Consider the following 15,513-nt stretch of genomic DNA (forward strand, 5'->3'; position numbering starts at 1 on the left):
CCGCACCAAGACGACAGGGTTACTGAATTGCAACGGACGGTCACACGACGACCTGCACAGCACATCGTTGTCAGACTTGACAGAAACCATGATGGTCAACGACGAGCAGGAGTGGGGAGCGTTGTCGAACGATCGGCGAGGTCGGCAAGTCATCGTGGACGGTCCAGATGGCGTCCGAACTCTTCTCGAGCGCATGGCACGTCATATGGACGGGCTCGTACCTGCAAAATCCTGGAGCGAGGTCGAGCAACAAGCACCCTCGATAATCCGTCACCACGTCGACGAAATGAAGCGCCTATTGCAGGGCCAGGATTTATTCGATGTGCTCGAACTCGTGCGGCAGCATGAGATACCAATCACATTAGCCGGGCATAGGGAAAGCGAGTCGCAAGGCATTGCCGCAATTATCGATATAGTTGCTCTAGTGGCGCTCGGTGTCGGCCAAAGAACGGCGCCCATCAACAATGGAACCACTCCCTCAGATCCCCCATACCCAAACCAGATAATTGAACCGCTATGCGCCCTTGCCCGCGATATTTTGAAGCTTGCCGCACTCATGAGTTTCTCGCTGATGGCCAACCCCAGCTATGGCCCTCTGGTCGAGCTGGCTAGCCAACTCCGTGGTGCCGAGCAGATGATTCGCGGCAAACACTACCAATCGATCGGAATTGAACTAAACCGCGGCATTCTCGATGCACCGCAGATAGCTTCTCTTCTGAAGGCGAATGTCGGCTTTACCTACGATGATGTAAGGTCAATTTCCGACGCAATAAGAGCCTGGTACGCGGGTGGCAAGAATTCCCTAATAGATCGGATCGGCGATGCGTCGATGCGGTACGGCCAGGCTGAACCACCACCAGACGACCTTGAATTATTGCGGCAAGCGTTTTCAGATCTTTTCATAAGTCCTGGTACTCACAGTTCATTCACCGCTGCCGACCTGGCCGAAATCAGTGGCGTCACACAAGACAGGATCTTGAGCGCGCTACAGATCTTTAGCAGGAACCTCGGCGGAGACTCTGAGGGTCTCATTACTGCGTTTGTCAATGGCCGAAACCCCCTGGCCGGCATTGACATTATCGGCGACGGATCTGGCAACTATCTCATGCTCCAGAATGGCGTACAGATCGATCATGTTCGAAGGTTGCTGGAGTCGCGGATCAAGGCCGCGGGAAACGGCAAGGCATGGGATCAGTATGGGCGGCGGCGCGACGCCTTCGCGGAAGAGAAGGCTGGTAGTACCTTGGCGAGTCTGCTAGGTATGCCAGAGCCAACTTTCGTGGGCCTAAAGTACCTCGCACCATCGAGCAAGGACTGCGAATGCGATCTGAGCGCTTCGTCCTCGAATCCCCGCGAAAATACGCTGCAAACCGAGGGCGATGCCCTGTTCATAGTCGAAGACGTGGCCATATGTCTTGAAGTCAAGGCTGGGGCGATCACCGACAAAGCCAAGAGCGGCAATGTTCAACGAGTTGCCGAGGATCTTAAGAAGACGATCGGCGAGGCAACAACACAGGCCCAGCGACTGGAATCACTGCTATTAGATAATCACGGATTGTGGCTTGCCAATGGAAAGTGGCTTGATCTCTCTGGTGTCCGTGAGGTCAGATCAGTCGTCGCTTGTTTGGATGACTTCGGCCCTCTTGCCATTGCAGCAGATGCCCTCGTCCGGGCAGGACTGCTCGGAGGTTCGTCAATGCCATGGATTGTCTCAATCCATGACCTGGCGGTAGTTGAGAAGGTAATAGACGACCCGGCCTCATTCCTACTTTACCTACGGAGGCGTACCGAGCCGTCGGTCGCGAAGCTCGTCGCCGCTATCGACGAACTGGATGTGTTGATGTGGTTCTTACACGGGGGCCTATACTTCGAAGCCGACCCCGATGCACTCTTTCAACGCTTTCCAAGGTCACCAATGCCAACGAGTCGGGATCGTACTCGCTATCGGGAACAGATCGTCACACGAGTCGGAACTCTCACCGACAAACTTGATGCGTGGATGTATTTCGAAGAAGGTATAAGCAGTTTGCCGGCACCAAAGCCAACGCGGGCCGAGAATCCGATGATTCTAGGGTTGGTCAAGTCTATGCAAAACAGCCGCTCGCCCGGTTGGTTGCGAAGCGGAGCCGACCTTCTGAATCTTTCCTCCCGAACCCAAACGGCACTAGTAAATGACCTCAAGAAAGTCGTTGAGCAGACTCGCCGCGATGGCGACTTCCACAGCGTGTTTTACGCGTTCATGGGCGCCTGGGGCTACTCGCTGATTATCATAGCAACGCAACCGCGCTCGTATCCCACGGCGCGGAACCGCCTGTCCACGTATATGGCAGCGAAGAAACACCAACTCCAGGCCGATCGGGCAGTCGGGTTTCTCATCGACGAACAGCATCAGGTCGTTGGAGTAGAATATCGAAACGATCCCCCAGGAGAAGATGCGGACCTCGATGAGCTAGTTGAGCGCATGCACCTGGTACCCGTAGAGCGAATGCGCAATACGTTGGCTCCATCACCTAAGAGGCTGACGCCACGCAAGCCGAAAAAGGGATCGAAATCACATCGGAAGAAAAAGTAGCGTAGCGTCAATGAGATGGTATCCATTCTATTGCGCAGCGTCATCAAGATCGCTGCTGTCCCACCTGGGGTGGGGTTGCTAGTCACTGACTCGCGGCGTCACGCTAGGATCAGTCGATTCTGCATTTGCTCGGCGATAACTGGAGAGCGTGATCAGACCACCTGATCAGTCGCGAGTCGAAGCGCCTCAGCCCAAGGAAACGTGGGCAACCGTTCCGCGCCTCGTCCCGGCACATGCGGCTCCCAACCATATATAGGACCGGTGAGCACCCTGATTCCCTCAGCTTGCAGGGCAGCGATTGAGTTGCCGAACGGCGGCCGCCTTGCCAGAGCAGAGTTCACAAACGGGACGATCACTGTTGGCACGCCTCTACCAATCAGTTCGGCAGCCGATGCCAATGCATAATTGTCTGCGATTCCTGCTGCGATCTTGTTTATGGTGTTGAAGGTTGCGGGTGCGATGATAAGTGCATCCGCCGCTGCGGTCGCCCGGCTATTTGATATCGTAGCCTGGTAGCTAGTTTTCACTGGACGCCCGGAGATTTCCTCCGCCAGCGCTAAGTCGAAGAAGTCCAGTGATGCGGGCGTAGCAGTAACAGCAGCACTCCAGTTACGCTCTTGCGCCAGCCTCAGAAGCTTGGTGGCATCCGCCGCTGGCGCGGCTCCGCAGACGACGATTTGAAGATGCCCGTCGGTCACAGCGGCACCCCCGTTGACCTGGCGAAGTCCGCAACCTCTGTCCGGGAACTCCCGTAGGACAGCGCGGCGAGATCACCCACCAACCGGTGAACTGTGGATCGCGCTCGGATCTCTTCTGGTGCGATCTGGTAGGCCGTACGTAGGGCAGCCAATGCCTTGTCCCTCCTGCCCCACTGCGCGTACGCCTGGGCAACGTCGACGAACAGCCGCGCCTTCCGCTCAGGCAGACGGATCGCCTGAAGGGGCAACTGCCGCGCGTACTGGATCGCCGTTCCGGCGTCGCCCAGCGAGAGCGCCACAGCCATCCGGTGTTGCAGCACGTTCGTAGGCCCAAACCCGGTCCACCGCTCGTTCCCATCATGGCCGAGCATCTGGGCCGCACGTTCCGCCTCATCGAGCAGCGTTATAGCCGTGTCCCTGTCCTCGGTTCGAGCGGCCGCGATCGCTGCACGAAGCAACAGCGCCCCGTACACTGCCACAGACTCGGCGCTGGCGAGGCCCGTGGCACCCTCCAACGCCTCCCCCGCGCCTTGAGCGAAGTCAACGGCGGTAGCCGAACGCCCGTTGCTCATGAGCGCGTGCGTTGTCAGCCGAGCGCTCGCAGCCACAGCGATCGGATCTCCGCTGGCAGCCGCGCTCTGCGCGCAGCGCTCCGCCGCGACGAGCGCCATCGGATTGTCGCCAAGCTTGAGGAACACGCTGCCGGCCACGTGATAGGCCTCTGCAGCGAGAGCACGGAGCCCATCACGCTCGTCCAACGACGCTGAGCTGCACGCGGCATCAACTTGCGGCAAAAGCGTGACGAGGTGGCCCAACGCCTGCTCGTAATGGCAAGCCTGGTAGGTGCCTTTGGCCCGTCTGACGCTCTGTGAGAGCTCGGACCGAGTCGGGAGTTCCAGGTTGCCGCCGTCGCGCCCAGGCGCCAGCAGGGTCATCACGAGCTGATCTGTCGCGACGGCACCAGCCGCCGAGTATCTGAGAACATCTCTACGAAGCACGTCGTCACCTCGATCGAAGAGTCTGCCCGCAACTCTATCGGCCGACGCCTCCACGTCCGCGGTATCGGACGCCGAACTCGGCTCAACAGACCGAGCGACGTACGGATGCCCTTCCTGGACAAGGGAATCAGGCACGATCAGGCGTTGACCCGAGGGTGTCGTCGTGGCCAGCAGCTCGGCTTCGGCCCCAGAGATGTGACGTCCGGCCTGAAGAAGTCTGGCTGCGTCGTCGCGGGCGTCGTTGAGCAGCTCCGCTAGGTCGTCCACCGAGACCGCCAGCGCCTGCGCCAGGCGAGGACGATGCCACGGCTGCGGGCCGGTATCCCCACGCTCCCAACGAACCACCGTCGAACGGTCGACTCCGACACGCTCCGCCAACCGCTCCTGGCTGAGACCGACCGCCTTCCGTCGCTGCGCGAGCCGCTGGCGTCTCATCATGATCCCATCCGTAGGGCGACATCGATTTCCTACGGATTCATTTAGCCAAATCAGAATGCGCGTTGCAATGGCGATGCGCCATTTCTGCGCCATTCCCGCAATGTGGTTCCCGTCCGACCGCTGTTTGGCTGTTCTGGTTCCCCTACCTGGCAGATCATGGCGACGGACGTTCCTACCACTATGGATCAGGGACTTCACACCGCCTCCGGACGAGGCTTGTCCGGATAGATCGTTACTGACGATAGGAGGCGTGTGTGACTCGCCTTTCCAAACTCGACGGATTTTCATCGGAACCACCGCACGAAGTCTCCAAGAGGCGGATCGGCTTGACCCCGACCTTCCCGCTTCCGGAGGCCGCGACGGAGCTTGCCGCGACCGCCATCGCTCTGGGCCGGTTCAGATCCACGCGTTGGTCGACCGACACCGAACATCTCCAGCACACGCTCGACGTTCTCCGGTGGGAATGGAGTCGGCCGTGCTGACCTCGCGTACCAACGTCCGGCTGCGGAAATGCATGCTCGCCGCTGGCGTGACCTACGAGGATCTGGCGAACGTCGCCGACGCCGATCCCAAGACGGCTCAGCGCTGGGTCTACGAGGGGCGTACGCCTCGACGACGGCGTGCCGAGCGCGTAGCTGCCTTTCTGGGAGTGGAACTGTTCTGGCTCTGGCCGCATCTGTCGGACCTGTCTTCCTGGGAGCGGGAGGGCATACGACAGGGCTGGCAATTCCGCTTCCGCGCCGACGACCTTCCGTCGTCCTTCCTTCGGCAGACGGTCTTCGCTGCCAAGTCCCGGCTCTGGGTTCTCACCGACAGCAACTGGCTGCTTGCCCGGCTGCTGATTCCGGATTACCTCGCCTCACTGACCCTCCAAGCGGGCGATTCTCCTCGGCTCCTGCTCTCGCCGCAGTTGGTACAACCGCATCGCGACATGCCAGCCAACGCCGAGGTCCGTACGCATCCCGGAGTCCACAGCACCTCCATCATCCGCATGGATGGCTTGATGATGGTCGTCCCCGGCGGGCTCGGCCTGGAGACGGCGGCCAGCCCGGTCCTGTTCCTTTCCCGCGCCACAGACGAGAAGCCTTTCGACTCCTTCGCCGACGGTTTCCAGCGGCTCTGGGAATCCTGTCCGCCGAGCAACGGCAGGGCGAAGGCGACCGGCGGCGACTGACAGACGCGAGCGAGGCACCTGACAAGACCTGTCACGATCTAACAGCCGAGGTCAGCAGCGTCCACGGTCGTCGATAATCGCTCCACAGCCGGCGGGCGATGCACCTACGCTGTTCTTCTCGGCCATGCTGGCCGGCTGCTCGGCCTCGGGAGTGCGGCGCGGGCAGGCGAGGCGCCGACCGCTCGGATATCAGCGGTCCAAGGAGGCCCTCCCTCACTCCCGCGCGACGCTGTGGAGCTGTCGTCCGGGCCACGGATCATCCCACCCCGGAACCCCGGTGAATCCAGGGCCGTCGCGTGTACGCGGCGGCCCTGCGGCGTACCGGGATCCGTGTCGGTGTGCCGATCGTCGTCGACAAGACCGTCCCTCCGGAAAGTGCCCCGCTCAAGCGGCCCCGTTTCGTCTGACAGACCAGGTCAGCGGCCTGACAGGCGGCTGCGGATGGACGCAGAAGACCCAACGGGTCTCCTCCCTCCCAGGGGTAAGGAATTCCTCCAATCGAAGGTGGCTATGACCAAACACATCACCCACGATCCGGTCCTACGGCTCCAGCATCAGCTCACGCAGCGCGATTGGCGGCTGCTCGGCTGGCTTCACGATCACCGAGTACTGACGACGTTTCAGATCGCCAACGCGCTGTTCCCGACGCTCAACTACGCGCAGCGACGCCTCACCCAGCTCACCGGCCTCGGTCTGCTCGAACGGTTCCGGCCGTTCCGGCTCCAGGGCGGCAGCTACCCGTACCACTACGCGCTCGCGTACGTGGGCGAGCTTGTGGTTGCGGCTTCGCGAGGTATGCCGCCGCCGCGACGGGCTGACTCAACGGCACGGCTGCACCGCATCGCAACGAGTCGCAACCTCGACCACCGGCTGGGGATCAACGACTTCTTCACCGGCCTGGCCGGCTACGAGCGCAAGAGGGAGGGCGCTCAGCTCCATCATTGGTGGCCCGACACGCGACTGGAGAGGTTCACACCGCCGGGAACGACAGCGTTCGGTTATCCGCAGGCGGACGCGCTCGGTGTCTGGACCGAGGATCGACAGACGGTCGTCTTCTACCTCGAACACGACACCGGGTACGAGGCTCTGACCGTGCTGGCCGACAAGGTACGCCGATACACGGAATTCCACCGTCGAGGCGCACCTGCCTGGCCAGTGCTGTTCTGGCTGCACTCCACGGTTCGCGAGCAGCACCTCCACCGGCGGCTCGCGGAGACAGCAACGCGCTTCCCGATCGCGACAGCGGCTCGGGACCGCCTCGACGGGCGTACGCCGGCAGAAGCGATCTGGCGACTCGCGAGCGGTGCGCCGACGCTGCTGCGACTCGCAGCGCTCCCCATGCCGACTCCAGCCGACCTGGCGGCGTTCGACACAGAGACCCGCTCATAAGACGTGGAGACCCGCCGGTGAGAAGCAGGCGCGGCTTGACATTTGTCGCAAATGGATGGTCGATCTATAGGTACCCATCCACCCGTATTTGATCATCAAATGGCCCGGTCAGCGGGCCGCGAAAGGAGCGCCATGGCCTCGAACCGCACCTGGCCTGCCCAGGTTGATCGCCAAGGAGCTACATGCCAGCACCTGAGCCGAACGAAGACCTCGGCCAGCCGGAGAAGAAGCCCACGCGTCGTGGCACCCGCGACCGACATGGCCGTCACGAGCCGTCCGCCACCCGGCAGCCCGGCGAAGGCCCGCGTCGCCGCAGAGACGATCCGCGGTGGACTCTCGGACCGCCGAAGACCGTCCCCATGACCCCGGAGCAATACCAACGAGCGGTACGCGCCTGGGCTGCACTCCTCGCCGCGTACCGGGCACGGCAGCGACCTGACAACGACTGACATCCCTGATCACGGCTGCGGCTGGACGAGTTCCGGTCGCAGCCGAGCCGTCCCTGGAGCGTGAAGACATGGCCAAGAAGAAGCCCATCCGACGCCGCGACGCGATCACACCCGAGTCCCTCCTCCGCGTGGCGATATACACACGGAGGTCGACCGACGACGAACACCAGCCCTACTCGATCGAGGCGCAGACCCACCGGTTGGAAGCGTATGTGGCGAGTCAGCCGGGCTGGCAGATCAGCGCGAGCTACACCGACGATGCCTCCGGCGCGACGCTCGACCGCCCGGGACTGCGTGACGCTCTGACAGCTGCCCGCGACCGGCGATTCGATCTTCTGCTCGTGTACCGCCTCGATCGGTTCAGCCGTCGCATCGCCGACCTCGCGAACCTCATGGACGAGCTGGATGCCGCGGGCGTGCACTTCCGGTCGGCCACCGAACCGTTCGACACGTCCAGCGCGGCCGGCCGCTTGTTCGTGCAGATGCTCGGAGCCTTCGCGGAGTTCGAGCGCGAGGTCATCATCGATCGCGTCATCAGCGGCATGGAGCGCAAGGCGGCCAAGGGCGAGTGGACATACGGCCCACGCCCCTATGGCTACACCGTCGACCCCACGACACAGCGCCTGTTGCCCCACCTCGACGAGGCGCCGGTGGTTCGCGAGATCTTCGAGCTGTACGCGCGCGTCGGCCTCGGCACGCGGGCGATCGCCGAGCGGCTGAACACGCAGGGCAGGCGTACCAAGAACGGCAAGCCGTTCTCCGGGCACACCGTGATCAGAATGCTCGTCAACCGGCTCTATCTGGGCGAGGTCGGGTTCCGGGAGGTCGTCGTTCCCGACGCGCACGAGGCGCTTGTCGACGAGGATCTGTTCCTCCGATGTCAGGCCGTCCTCAGCAAGCGGACCGATCCGCACTCATCGCGAGCCGCCGCGAACTCCGACTACCAGCTCACCGGCCTGATCACCTGTCCCGAATGCGGACACGGGTACGTTGGCACGTCCGCGACCGGCAAGCTCCGCCGCTACCGCTACTACACCTGCTTCAGCCGCGCCCGCTACGGCACCGCAGGCTGCACCGCCAGCCGCATCGACGCCGACCTCCTGGAGCAAGCGGTCAACCGAGCGCTTCTCGACCTGCTGGCCGACACCGATCTGATCATCGACGTCGTCGAGGCCGAGTGGGCGGTCCGCGCCCAGGACACGGCCAAGCAGCGCGAGGAGCTGGCCGGCATCTCCGGCCAGATCGCCGCCGCCGAGACCGCCGTCGACCGCTACCTCGCCGCGTTCGAAACCGGCGCCCTCGACGAGCGCACCTGCGGCCACCGCATCCGCGATCTTCATATCAAGATCGACCAGCTCACGGTACGCCGAGACGAACTGACAGCTCTCGTACAGTACGACCAGGCACGCGTACGCCCGGAAGACATCGCTCAAACCCGAGCGGAGCTGGCTCACGTGCTGGAGCATGGGGAGAACGGAGCGAAGAAGGCGATCATCGAGGCGCACGTCGCCGAGATCAAGATCGACGGTCGGGATCTGATCCCTACATTCATGGTCCCCTATGAATTTCGCACAGGGGGCCAGGTTGTGGGGCGGGCGGGGCTCGAACCCGCGACCGAGGGATTATGAGTCCCCTGCTCTGACCGGCTGAGCTACCGCCCCGGCACAGCGCCTCCGGGTACGCCCGGGGGCTCGCGTGCGCCTAGCGTAGCCGGACTGTCGCGCCGATTTCACCCGCCATCCCGTCGCTGCCGCGCTTTACACCCTCGGGTGCCCGCGCTATAGTGGAATGGAACGTTCCGTTCTGCAGGTTGAACAGCACCGCGAGCAAGGGAGACACCCATGACCACCAGCGGCTTCAGCATTCTCGACCGGGCTCACGACGCACTGCGCAGTGCGACTTCCGGCGTACGCGACTGGGGTGTCGGGTCGCCGTGCGATCAGTGGACGGTGGCGCAGGTTCTGCAGCACGCGGCCGGCGACCAGATCGCGTACGCGGCGGCGATCACGGGTGGGGCCGGGCCGGCGGAGAATCCGTTCACGCCTTCGGGGCACATCGAGGGCGAGCCCGCGGCCCTGATCGAGGAGGCTATCGGGCGGTCGGCGGCGGCGTTCGCGACGTTGAGTGCCGGGCAGGCGGATGTGCCGACGCCGATTCCGCCGCATGCGATGAGCGCGGAGATGGCGGCCGGGGCGGCGGCGATGGACGCGGCTGTGCACGCGTGGGACATCGCGGTCGCGACCGGGCAGGCGTCGCCGCTGGACGATGATATGGCGGCGGAGCTGCTGCCGGTCGCCAGGGAGCTGGTCGAGCCGCTGCGGGGGTGGGGCGCCTTCAAGGCCGCGATCGACGCGCCGGCCGCCGGGGCCGCGGCGGAATTGCTGCTCTTCCTGGGCCGCCGCCCGGAGTGGCAGGCCTGAGCCGGCCGCCCGCGGCTCGGGTGCGGACTCGGCCGCACCCGACCCCTGATCCCGTTTGGATCAGGGATCGCCACGTAATCATGGGCCATGATTCGGGTGATTTCCCTGATCCAAACGGGATCAGGGGGGTTCCGCCCGCGGAGCGCGGCGGCTTCCTGCGGGATCAGGGGAATTTGAGCGGGCGGAATTCAGCCGAACGGTGCACTCCCCCGGCCCCACGGCGGACTCTTGTCGGCGTACTGTGACCGGCAGACTCCTTGAGCATCGTGGATGTCCCATGAGGAGGAAGAGTCGTCGCCGATGGACCTGAACGACAACGGCACACTGGCCGGAATCGCCGGCACGGGCCGGTTCGACCTGGGGACGTACTTCCTCGCCGCACCACCGGCGGCACCGGTGGCCAACGCCTATTGGGTACGCTTCCACGGCTCCACGATCGGCGTCGCCCTCTCGTTGATGAAATACGCCGCGGAGCGGGTCGCGTACGCGGATCTCGGGCAGTTGACCGAGGGCGAGAAGACGATCCTGATGCGGCACCGCGCGAACGGGCAGCCGATCTTCTCGGCCGGCGCGGCGGCACCGATCCAGTCCCGGGAGTTCCTCGGGGCCCGGCAGGCGTGGCTGGATCTGCGGGTGGCCCGGGGCGTACTGCTGGATTCGCAGCAGGCCGACGGGTTCGACTGGGACGTGCCGGAGGCCGTCGGGTCGGCGTTCTCGGCGGTCTCGGTGTGGGCGAACCGGCTGTTCGGCGAGCGGGACGGGCTGGAGAAGACCGGGCTCGGCGACGGCTCGACGATGGGCTACGTCATGCTCGCCGGCGAACGGGTCACCACGCGGCTGCTGTGGGAGTGCGCCGCCGCGATCGACGCGTACCTGGGGATCGAGCAGGGGGATCCGGCGCATCTGCAGGGGTCGGCCGGCGCGCCGCTCCGGGCGCTCGCCAAGGCTCTCGAATTGAGCCAGGACCATCTCGTCCCGGCGCTCGTGACGACGCTGGCCCTCATCGACTTCGCGGTCAACCCGCCGGTGCCGCCGTTCCTCACCAACGAGGAGGCCAAGACGCTGCAGTGGCGCGACATCTATCCCCCGCTGCGCTTCGCCCGGGCCTGCAACGGGGTGAAGAAGGTCGGCGTGCTCAGTCGCGTACCGGACGACGAGGAACTGCGCATCTATCTCGAACACGTACGCGACGCCGCCGGGCTGCCGCGTACCAACGGCGCCGGGGTGTTCGCCGGGCGGTCCCCGCACTACGATCTCGCCGCGCCGTTCGTGTTCGGCAGCGTCAAGCCCGGTTCGCTGGACGCGGACTACCAGGCGTACATCGCCTGGGCGCAGCAGCGGCTGTGGCGGCTGCGGGACGAGCATCCGGCCGCGATCGCGTACCTCGGGGTGCACGGGCGGGAGATCAAGGAGGCGGGCGGCTGGTTCGAGACGCCCTATTTCGGCAGCGCGCAGGACGTGTACCGCTGGTCCGAGGACCTGCCGCAGGGGGTGGCCGCCCAGTACGGGGTCTCGGTCGCGCTGTATCAGACGCTGCACGATCTCGTCTCCAATACAGGGCCGCTGCGCAGGCACTTCGTGCCGCCCGCGAGCTATCCCGCCGACTTCTGGGACGGTATCGAGAACTCGGTGAAACGCAGCTTCGGCGAACTGCCGTCCTGAGCCGAGGACTGTCCTATGCGGACTGCCGCTGTACGCGTACTGCCAGGATAGCGACGAGACGCGCGGCGACGGGACCGGCGACGGCGAGGATCAGCACGTAGGCCGCCGCCAGGGGACCCAGCTGGGGCGCGGTGCCGGCGGCGACCGCGAGACCGGCGATGACGATGTTGAACTCGCCGCGCGGCAGCAGCGCGGCGCCGGCGCGCAACCGGCCGGGGCGCCCGATGCCCGCGCGGCGGGCGGCCCACCAGCCGGTGGCCATCTTGGTCAGCACGCCCGCGAGCGCGAGCAGGAGCGCGGCGCCCGCGACCGGCGGCAGTGCCTGGGGGTTGGTGTGCAGGCCGAAGAAGACGAAGAAGACGGCCGCGAACAGGTCCCGCAGCGGCAGCAGCAGCTGGCGCGCGGTGTGCGCGAGCGGGCCGGACAGCGCGATGCCGACCAGGAAGGCGCCGACGGCGGCCGAGACCTGCAGCTTCTGCGCGATTCCCGCGACCAGCACGGTCAGGCCGAGCACCTTGAGCAGCAGCACTTCCTCGCTGGGCGAGGCGACGAACCGCTCGACCAGGTGGCCGAACCGCAGTGCCACGATCAGGATCACCGTGATGGTGGCCGCGGCGATGCCGAGCGTGACCGCGCCCAGCAGCAGGCTCGCGCCGGCCAGCAGGGCGGTGAGAATGGGCAGGTAGACGGCCATCGTCAGGTCTTCGAAGACCAGCAGCGAGAGCACGATCGGCGTCTCACGGTTGCCCAGCCAGCCGAGGTCGGAGACGACCTTCGCGGTGATGCCCGACGAGGTCACGTAGGTGATGCCGCCCAGCGCGACCGCCGCGACCGGCCCCCAGCCCAGCAGCAGCGCGGCGATCACGCCCGGCGCCGCGTTCAGGACCAGGTCAACCAGGCCGCCCAGCCAGTTCGTACGCAGCGTGCCGACCAGCTCCGGCGCCGTGTACTCCAGACCCAGCGTGAACAGCAGCAGGATCACGCCGATCTCCGCGCCGGTCGCCGTGAACTCCTCGCTCGTCGTCAGCGGCAGGATGCCGCCGTGCCCGAACGCCAGGCCCGCGAGCAGGTACAACGGGATCGGCGAGATGCTCCACCGCCAGCTCACGGCCGCGAGCAGGCCCAGCCCCAGGATCACCGCACCGAGCTCGACCAGCACGCTCGCTTCGTGCATCAGCCTGCCCCGAGCAGATCGGCCACGCCCTGCGTACCGTCGGACGTGCCGACCGCCACGACGACGTCACCCGCCCGGAAACCGAAGTCCGGTCGCGGGCTCGTCACCACCTCCGGGCCGCGCAGCACGGCCACGATCGAGGCTCCTGTACGCGTACGCGCCTGGGTGTCGCCCAGCGTCCGGCCGTCGTAAGGCGAACCGGCCGCGATGGCCACCTGCACGGTCACCAGACCGGTGACCTGCTGCTGCAACTCGGCGAGCCGCTCGACGATCCGCGAGGTACCCAGCAGCTCGGCGACCCCGTTGGCCTCGTCCGGCGTCAGCATCAGCGACGCGACGGCGCTGTCGGGATCGTGCGGGTCGTAGACGACGAGATCACGACGCCCGCCGTGATGCGAGATGACCGCCGCGCGCTGCCCGCGGGCGGTCCGGAAATCGTGGCGCAGGCCCACTCCGGGCAGGGCGGTACGCTCCACGTCCACGGCCGGCTCCTCCCAGTCCGAAGATGGCCATTGCCCCAGCCGGTGAAGCTGGAGCAATGGCCACAGTCTACGCGTACCGGGTGGGTCGGGCGGTTGTGGCTTGCTTTGGGCCTTACTTCGAGCGGCCTTACTTTGAGCGGGCTTACTTCGAGGGGCCTTACTTCGAGGGGGTGGGCGTGGTGCATTCGATCTTCGGGTTGACGCCCACGTAGTTCAACGGGCCGGCGATCACCGTGACGATCGTGTTGCCGGCCTTCGCGCAGTTCGTGTCGCTGCTGTTGAAATATCCACGCTGGCCGGCGGCGATGGCTCCGATGACAAGCCAGATGACGACGACTACGGCTCCGATGCGCATTCCATTCCTCCTTATGACCCGACGGTCATACCCCGCGTCTCCCTCCTTCAACCATCTGTCCATAGTGGTCGCTCGCTCGGCCTCGGTCGGCCGGTCCATGATCTGGTTTGGAACAGAAATATCGTGCACCTCTCATGATCAGTGCGCCGATCATGAAGCAGGGGAAAAGCGCCCGGGAGGGTTGCCCGATATGGGGGCTTGGCTGCCAGCAGGCCGGGTGATCGTCGGCGGGTGGGATGTAGTTTTCGGGCCTGTCCCTCGATCGTTTGCGGCAGGGATGTTGATAGGGGAGGGTTTTTCTACATCAGTAGCGCTTTGGATCTTGGATGGGGGCTGGATTTCTACATCTCAGCCGCCGTGGATCACGCCCGAGCCCCTCCGCCTCCGCCGGTTGCCCGCGCTGTGGGACAGATCTTCCGGCAGGTGGACCGTGGCCGCCGTTTTCTTGATCATTTACGGCTGAGGTGTCATTTCCAGCCCACCTTGCATGATCGTTTACGCGCCTGGTGCAACCAGGAGCCGTCCACGCACCCCGGAACCGTAAATGATCATGCAGTCGTCGGCCGTTTTCGCACCTCGCCCGTAAACGATCACCTTCTCCGGCAGGGAGGCGATCCAAACGGGATCATGGGATGGGAGCACCGGGGTGGGAGTGTTGCTGGGGGAGGATGGGGGGGTGCGGGTTGTGGTGATCGCGGATACGCATCTGCCCAAGCGGGCTCGGGATCTGCCGGCGGTGGTGTGGGCGGCGATCGACGACGCCGACGTCACGGTGCACGCCGGCGACTGGGTCGACGCGGCGGCGCTCGGCGCGATCGAGGCGCGTACGCCGAGGCTGGTCGGCGTGTACGGGAACAACGACGGCCCCGAACTGCGGCTGCGGTTGCCGGAGATCGCCCGGGCCGAGCTGGCCGGCGTACGCGTGGCGGTCGTGCACGAGACCGGCGCCAAGGAAGGCCGGGAGAAGCGGTGCGACCTGCGGTTTCCCGATGCGGATCTGCTCGTCTTCGGACATTCGCACATCCCGTGGGATTCGACCACGCCGGGCGGGCTGCGGCTGCTCAATCCGGGTTCGCCGACCGACCGGCGGCGGCAGGCGTACGCGACGTTCCTGACGATGGACCTCGCCGGTGGCCGGATCGAGTCGGTGGCACTGCATAGGATCGAGCGATGAACGCTGAGGACGTGCGGCGGCTGGGCGTACGCCTGCCGGAGGCGGTCGAGGGCGGCGATCCCGAGCGGGTCGGGCTGAGCGTACGCGGGAAGGGCTTCGCCTGGACCTTCACGGAGCGACCGGAACCCCGTGCTCCGAAGGAGCCGGTGATCGGGGTGCTGGCGATCCGGTGCACGGCGGCGGACAAGGAGTCGCTGCTCGCCGCGGACCCGGACAAGTTCTTCACCACCGACCACTACCGCGGGTTCCCCGCCGTTCTGGTGCGGCTAGACCGGGTGGACGAGGCCGAGCTCTGGGAGTTGCTCGTCGAGGGCTGGCGCTGCCAGGTGCCGAAGCGCATGGCAAAGGAGTTCGACGCGAAGGAGTTCGGCGCGAAGGAGTTCGACGCGCGGGAGTCCGACGCCGCCGCTGAGATCATCGATTAACGCCCATTCGGGGTACGCCGATGCGGCGCCATCCACGCATCTACGCCTATGGTGACAAGCTGTGACCCAGCGGCCGGTGCGAAACGGCATACTGGCGCGAGAA

13 protein-coding genes and 1 tRNA gene are annotated in these 15,513 nt (G+C 65.2%); 8 read left to right on the forward strand and 6 right to left on the reverse strand.

Translation table 11 applies throughout. The features are described 5' to 3' along the window. Positions 1-76: 76 nt before the first annotated feature. Complete coding sequence (locus tag G401_RS55530) at positions 77-2,572, forward strand: hypothetical protein (RefSeq protein ID WP_157545199.1); 2,496 nt, start codon at positions 77-79, stop codon at positions 2,570-2,572. Positions 2,573-2,724: 152 nt separating this feature from the next. Here the strand turns inward: G401_RS55530 and G401_RS54385 are convergent, their stop codons facing one another. Both G401_RS54385 and G401_RS0101745 read right to left on the reverse strand, forming a co-directional pair. Next, complete coding sequence (locus G401_RS54385; protein WP_084556702.1) at positions 2,725-3,270, reverse strand: flavoprotein; 546 nt, start codon at positions 3,268-3,270, stop codon at positions 2,725-2,727. Next, positions 3,267-4,799 carry a helix-turn-helix transcriptional regulator gene (locus G401_RS0101745; RefSeq protein WP_169734128.1) on the reverse strand — a complete coding sequence of 511 codons (1,533 nt, stop codon included), beginning with the start codon at positions 4,797-4,799 and terminating at the stop codon, positions 3,267-3,269. Before G401_RS0101745 ends, G401_RS54385 begins: the two co-directional genes overlap by 4 nt. Before the next feature lie 382 nt (positions 4,800-5,181). On the opposite strand from G401_RS0101745, the gene G401_RS0101750 reads away from it, so the two are divergent. The 3 genes from G401_RS0101750 (at position 5,182) to G401_RS54395 (ending at position 9,346) form a co-directional block, all read left to right on the forward strand. Then, positions 5,182-5,880, forward strand: a complete 699-nt coding sequence (locus G401_RS0101750) for a hypothetical protein (RefSeq protein WP_157545202.1) — start codon at positions 5,182-5,184, stop codon at positions 5,878-5,880. Positions 5,881-6,390: 510 nt separating this feature from the next. Continuing rightward, positions 6,391-7,269, forward strand: a complete 879-nt coding sequence (locus G401_RS0101760) for a replication-relaxation family protein (RefSeq protein ID WP_027341149.1) — start codon at positions 6,391-6,393, stop codon at positions 7,267-7,269. 517 nt (positions 7,270-7,786) lie between these two features. Then, positions 7,787-9,346 carry a recombinase family protein gene (locus G401_RS54395; RefSeq protein ID WP_084556738.1) on the forward strand — a complete coding sequence of 520 codons (1,560 nt, stop codon included), beginning with the start codon at positions 7,787-7,789 and terminating at the stop codon, positions 9,344-9,346. Here the strand turns inward: G401_RS54395 and G401_RS0101770 are convergent. After that, a tRNA-Ile gene (locus tag G401_RS0101770) sits at positions 9,306-9,379 on the reverse strand. The two genes, G401_RS54395 and G401_RS0101770, sit on opposite strands and share 41 nt — an antisense overlap. A gap of 180 nt (positions 9,380-9,559) precedes the next feature. On the opposite strand from G401_RS0101770, the gene G401_RS0101775 reads away from it, so the two are divergent. After that, positions 9,560-10,138, forward strand: a complete 579-nt coding sequence (locus tag G401_RS0101775; RefSeq protein WP_027341151.1) for a TIGR03086 family metal-binding protein — start codon at positions 9,560-9,562, stop codon at positions 10,136-10,138. A 270-nt stretch (positions 10,139-10,408) separates the two neighbouring features. Further along, positions 10,409-11,800, forward strand: a complete 1,392-nt coding sequence (locus G401_RS0101780; RefSeq protein ID WP_157545205.1) for a hypothetical protein — start codon at positions 10,409-10,411, stop codon at positions 11,798-11,800. 13 nt (positions 11,801-11,813) lie between these two features. Here G401_RS0101780 and G401_RS0101785 read toward each other — a convergent pair whose 3' ends face one another. From G401_RS0101785 to G401_RS0101795, 3 genes are all read right to left on the reverse strand, one after another. Then, on the reverse strand, positions 11,814-12,974 hold the full coding sequence (locus tag G401_RS0101785; RefSeq protein WP_027341153.1) for a cation:proton antiporter: 1,161 nt from the start codon (positions 12,972-12,974) through the stop codon (positions 11,814-11,816). Beyond that, positions 12,974-13,456, reverse strand: coding sequence for a cation:proton antiporter regulatory subunit (locus tag G401_RS0101790; protein WP_027341154.1), 483 nt, complete (start codon positions 13,454-13,456; stop codon positions 12,974-12,976). Before G401_RS0101790 ends, G401_RS0101785 begins: the two co-directional genes overlap by 1 nt. 157 nt (positions 13,457-13,613) lie before the next feature. Continuing rightward, complete coding sequence (locus tag G401_RS0101795; protein ID WP_027341155.1) at positions 13,614-13,811, reverse strand: hypothetical protein; 198 nt, start codon at positions 13,809-13,811, stop codon at positions 13,614-13,616. Positions 13,812-14,487: 676 nt separating this feature from the next. On the opposite strand from G401_RS0101795, the gene G401_RS0101800 reads away from it, so the two are divergent. Both G401_RS0101800 and G401_RS42785 read left to right on the forward strand, forming a co-directional pair. Further along, positions 14,488-14,985, forward strand: a complete 498-nt coding sequence (locus G401_RS0101800; protein ID WP_027341156.1) for a metallophosphoesterase family protein — start codon at positions 14,488-14,490, stop codon at positions 14,983-14,985. Further along, positions 14,982-15,410, forward strand: coding sequence for an MmcQ/YjbR family DNA-binding protein (locus tag G401_RS42785; RefSeq protein ID WP_064741652.1), 429 nt, complete (start codon positions 14,982-14,984; stop codon positions 15,408-15,410). The genes G401_RS0101800 and G401_RS42785 overlap by 4 nt, the downstream gene beginning before the upstream one ends. Positions 15,411-15,513 lie beyond the last annotated feature (103 nt).

The organism is Hamadaea tsunoensis DSM 44101, from assembly GCF_000428945.1.
Taxonomy (GTDB): domain Bacteria; phylum Actinomycetota; class Actinomycetes; order Mycobacteriales; family Micromonosporaceae; genus Hamadaea; species Hamadaea tsunoensis.

Excerpts from the sequence above, each read along its gene's own strand:
- G401_RS54395 (WP_084556738.1), top strand. The coding sequence starts at position 7,787 with ATGGCCAAGAAGAAGCCCATCCGACGCCGCGACGCGATCACACCCGAG.
- G401_RS0101780 (WP_157545205.1), top strand. The coding sequence starts at position 10,409 with ATGTCCCATGAGGAGGAAGAGTCGTCGCCGATGGACCTGAACGACAAC.
- G401_RS0101795 (WP_027341155.1), bottom strand. The coding sequence starts at position 13,811 with ATGCGCATCGGAGCCGTAGTCGTCGTCATCTGGCTTGTCATCGGAGCC.
- G401_RS0101775 (WP_027341151.1), top strand. The coding sequence starts at position 9,560 with ATGACCACCAGCGGCTTCAGCATTCTCGACCGGGCTCACGACGCACTG.
- G401_RS0101760 (WP_027341149.1), top strand. The coding sequence starts at position 6,391 with ATGACCAAACACATCACCCACGATCCGGTCCTACGGCTCCAGCATCAG.
- G401_RS42785 (WP_064741652.1), top strand. The coding sequence starts at position 14,982 with ATGAACGCTGAGGACGTGCGGCGGCTGGGCGTACGCCTGCCGGAGGCG.
- G401_RS0101745 (WP_169734128.1), bottom strand. The coding sequence starts at position 4,799 with ATGGCGCAGAAATGGCGCATCGCCATTGCAACGCGCATTCTGATTTGG.
- G401_RS0101785 (WP_027341153.1), bottom strand. The coding sequence starts at position 12,974 with ATGCACGAAGCGAGCGTGCTGGTCGAGCTCGGTGCGGTGATCCTGGGG.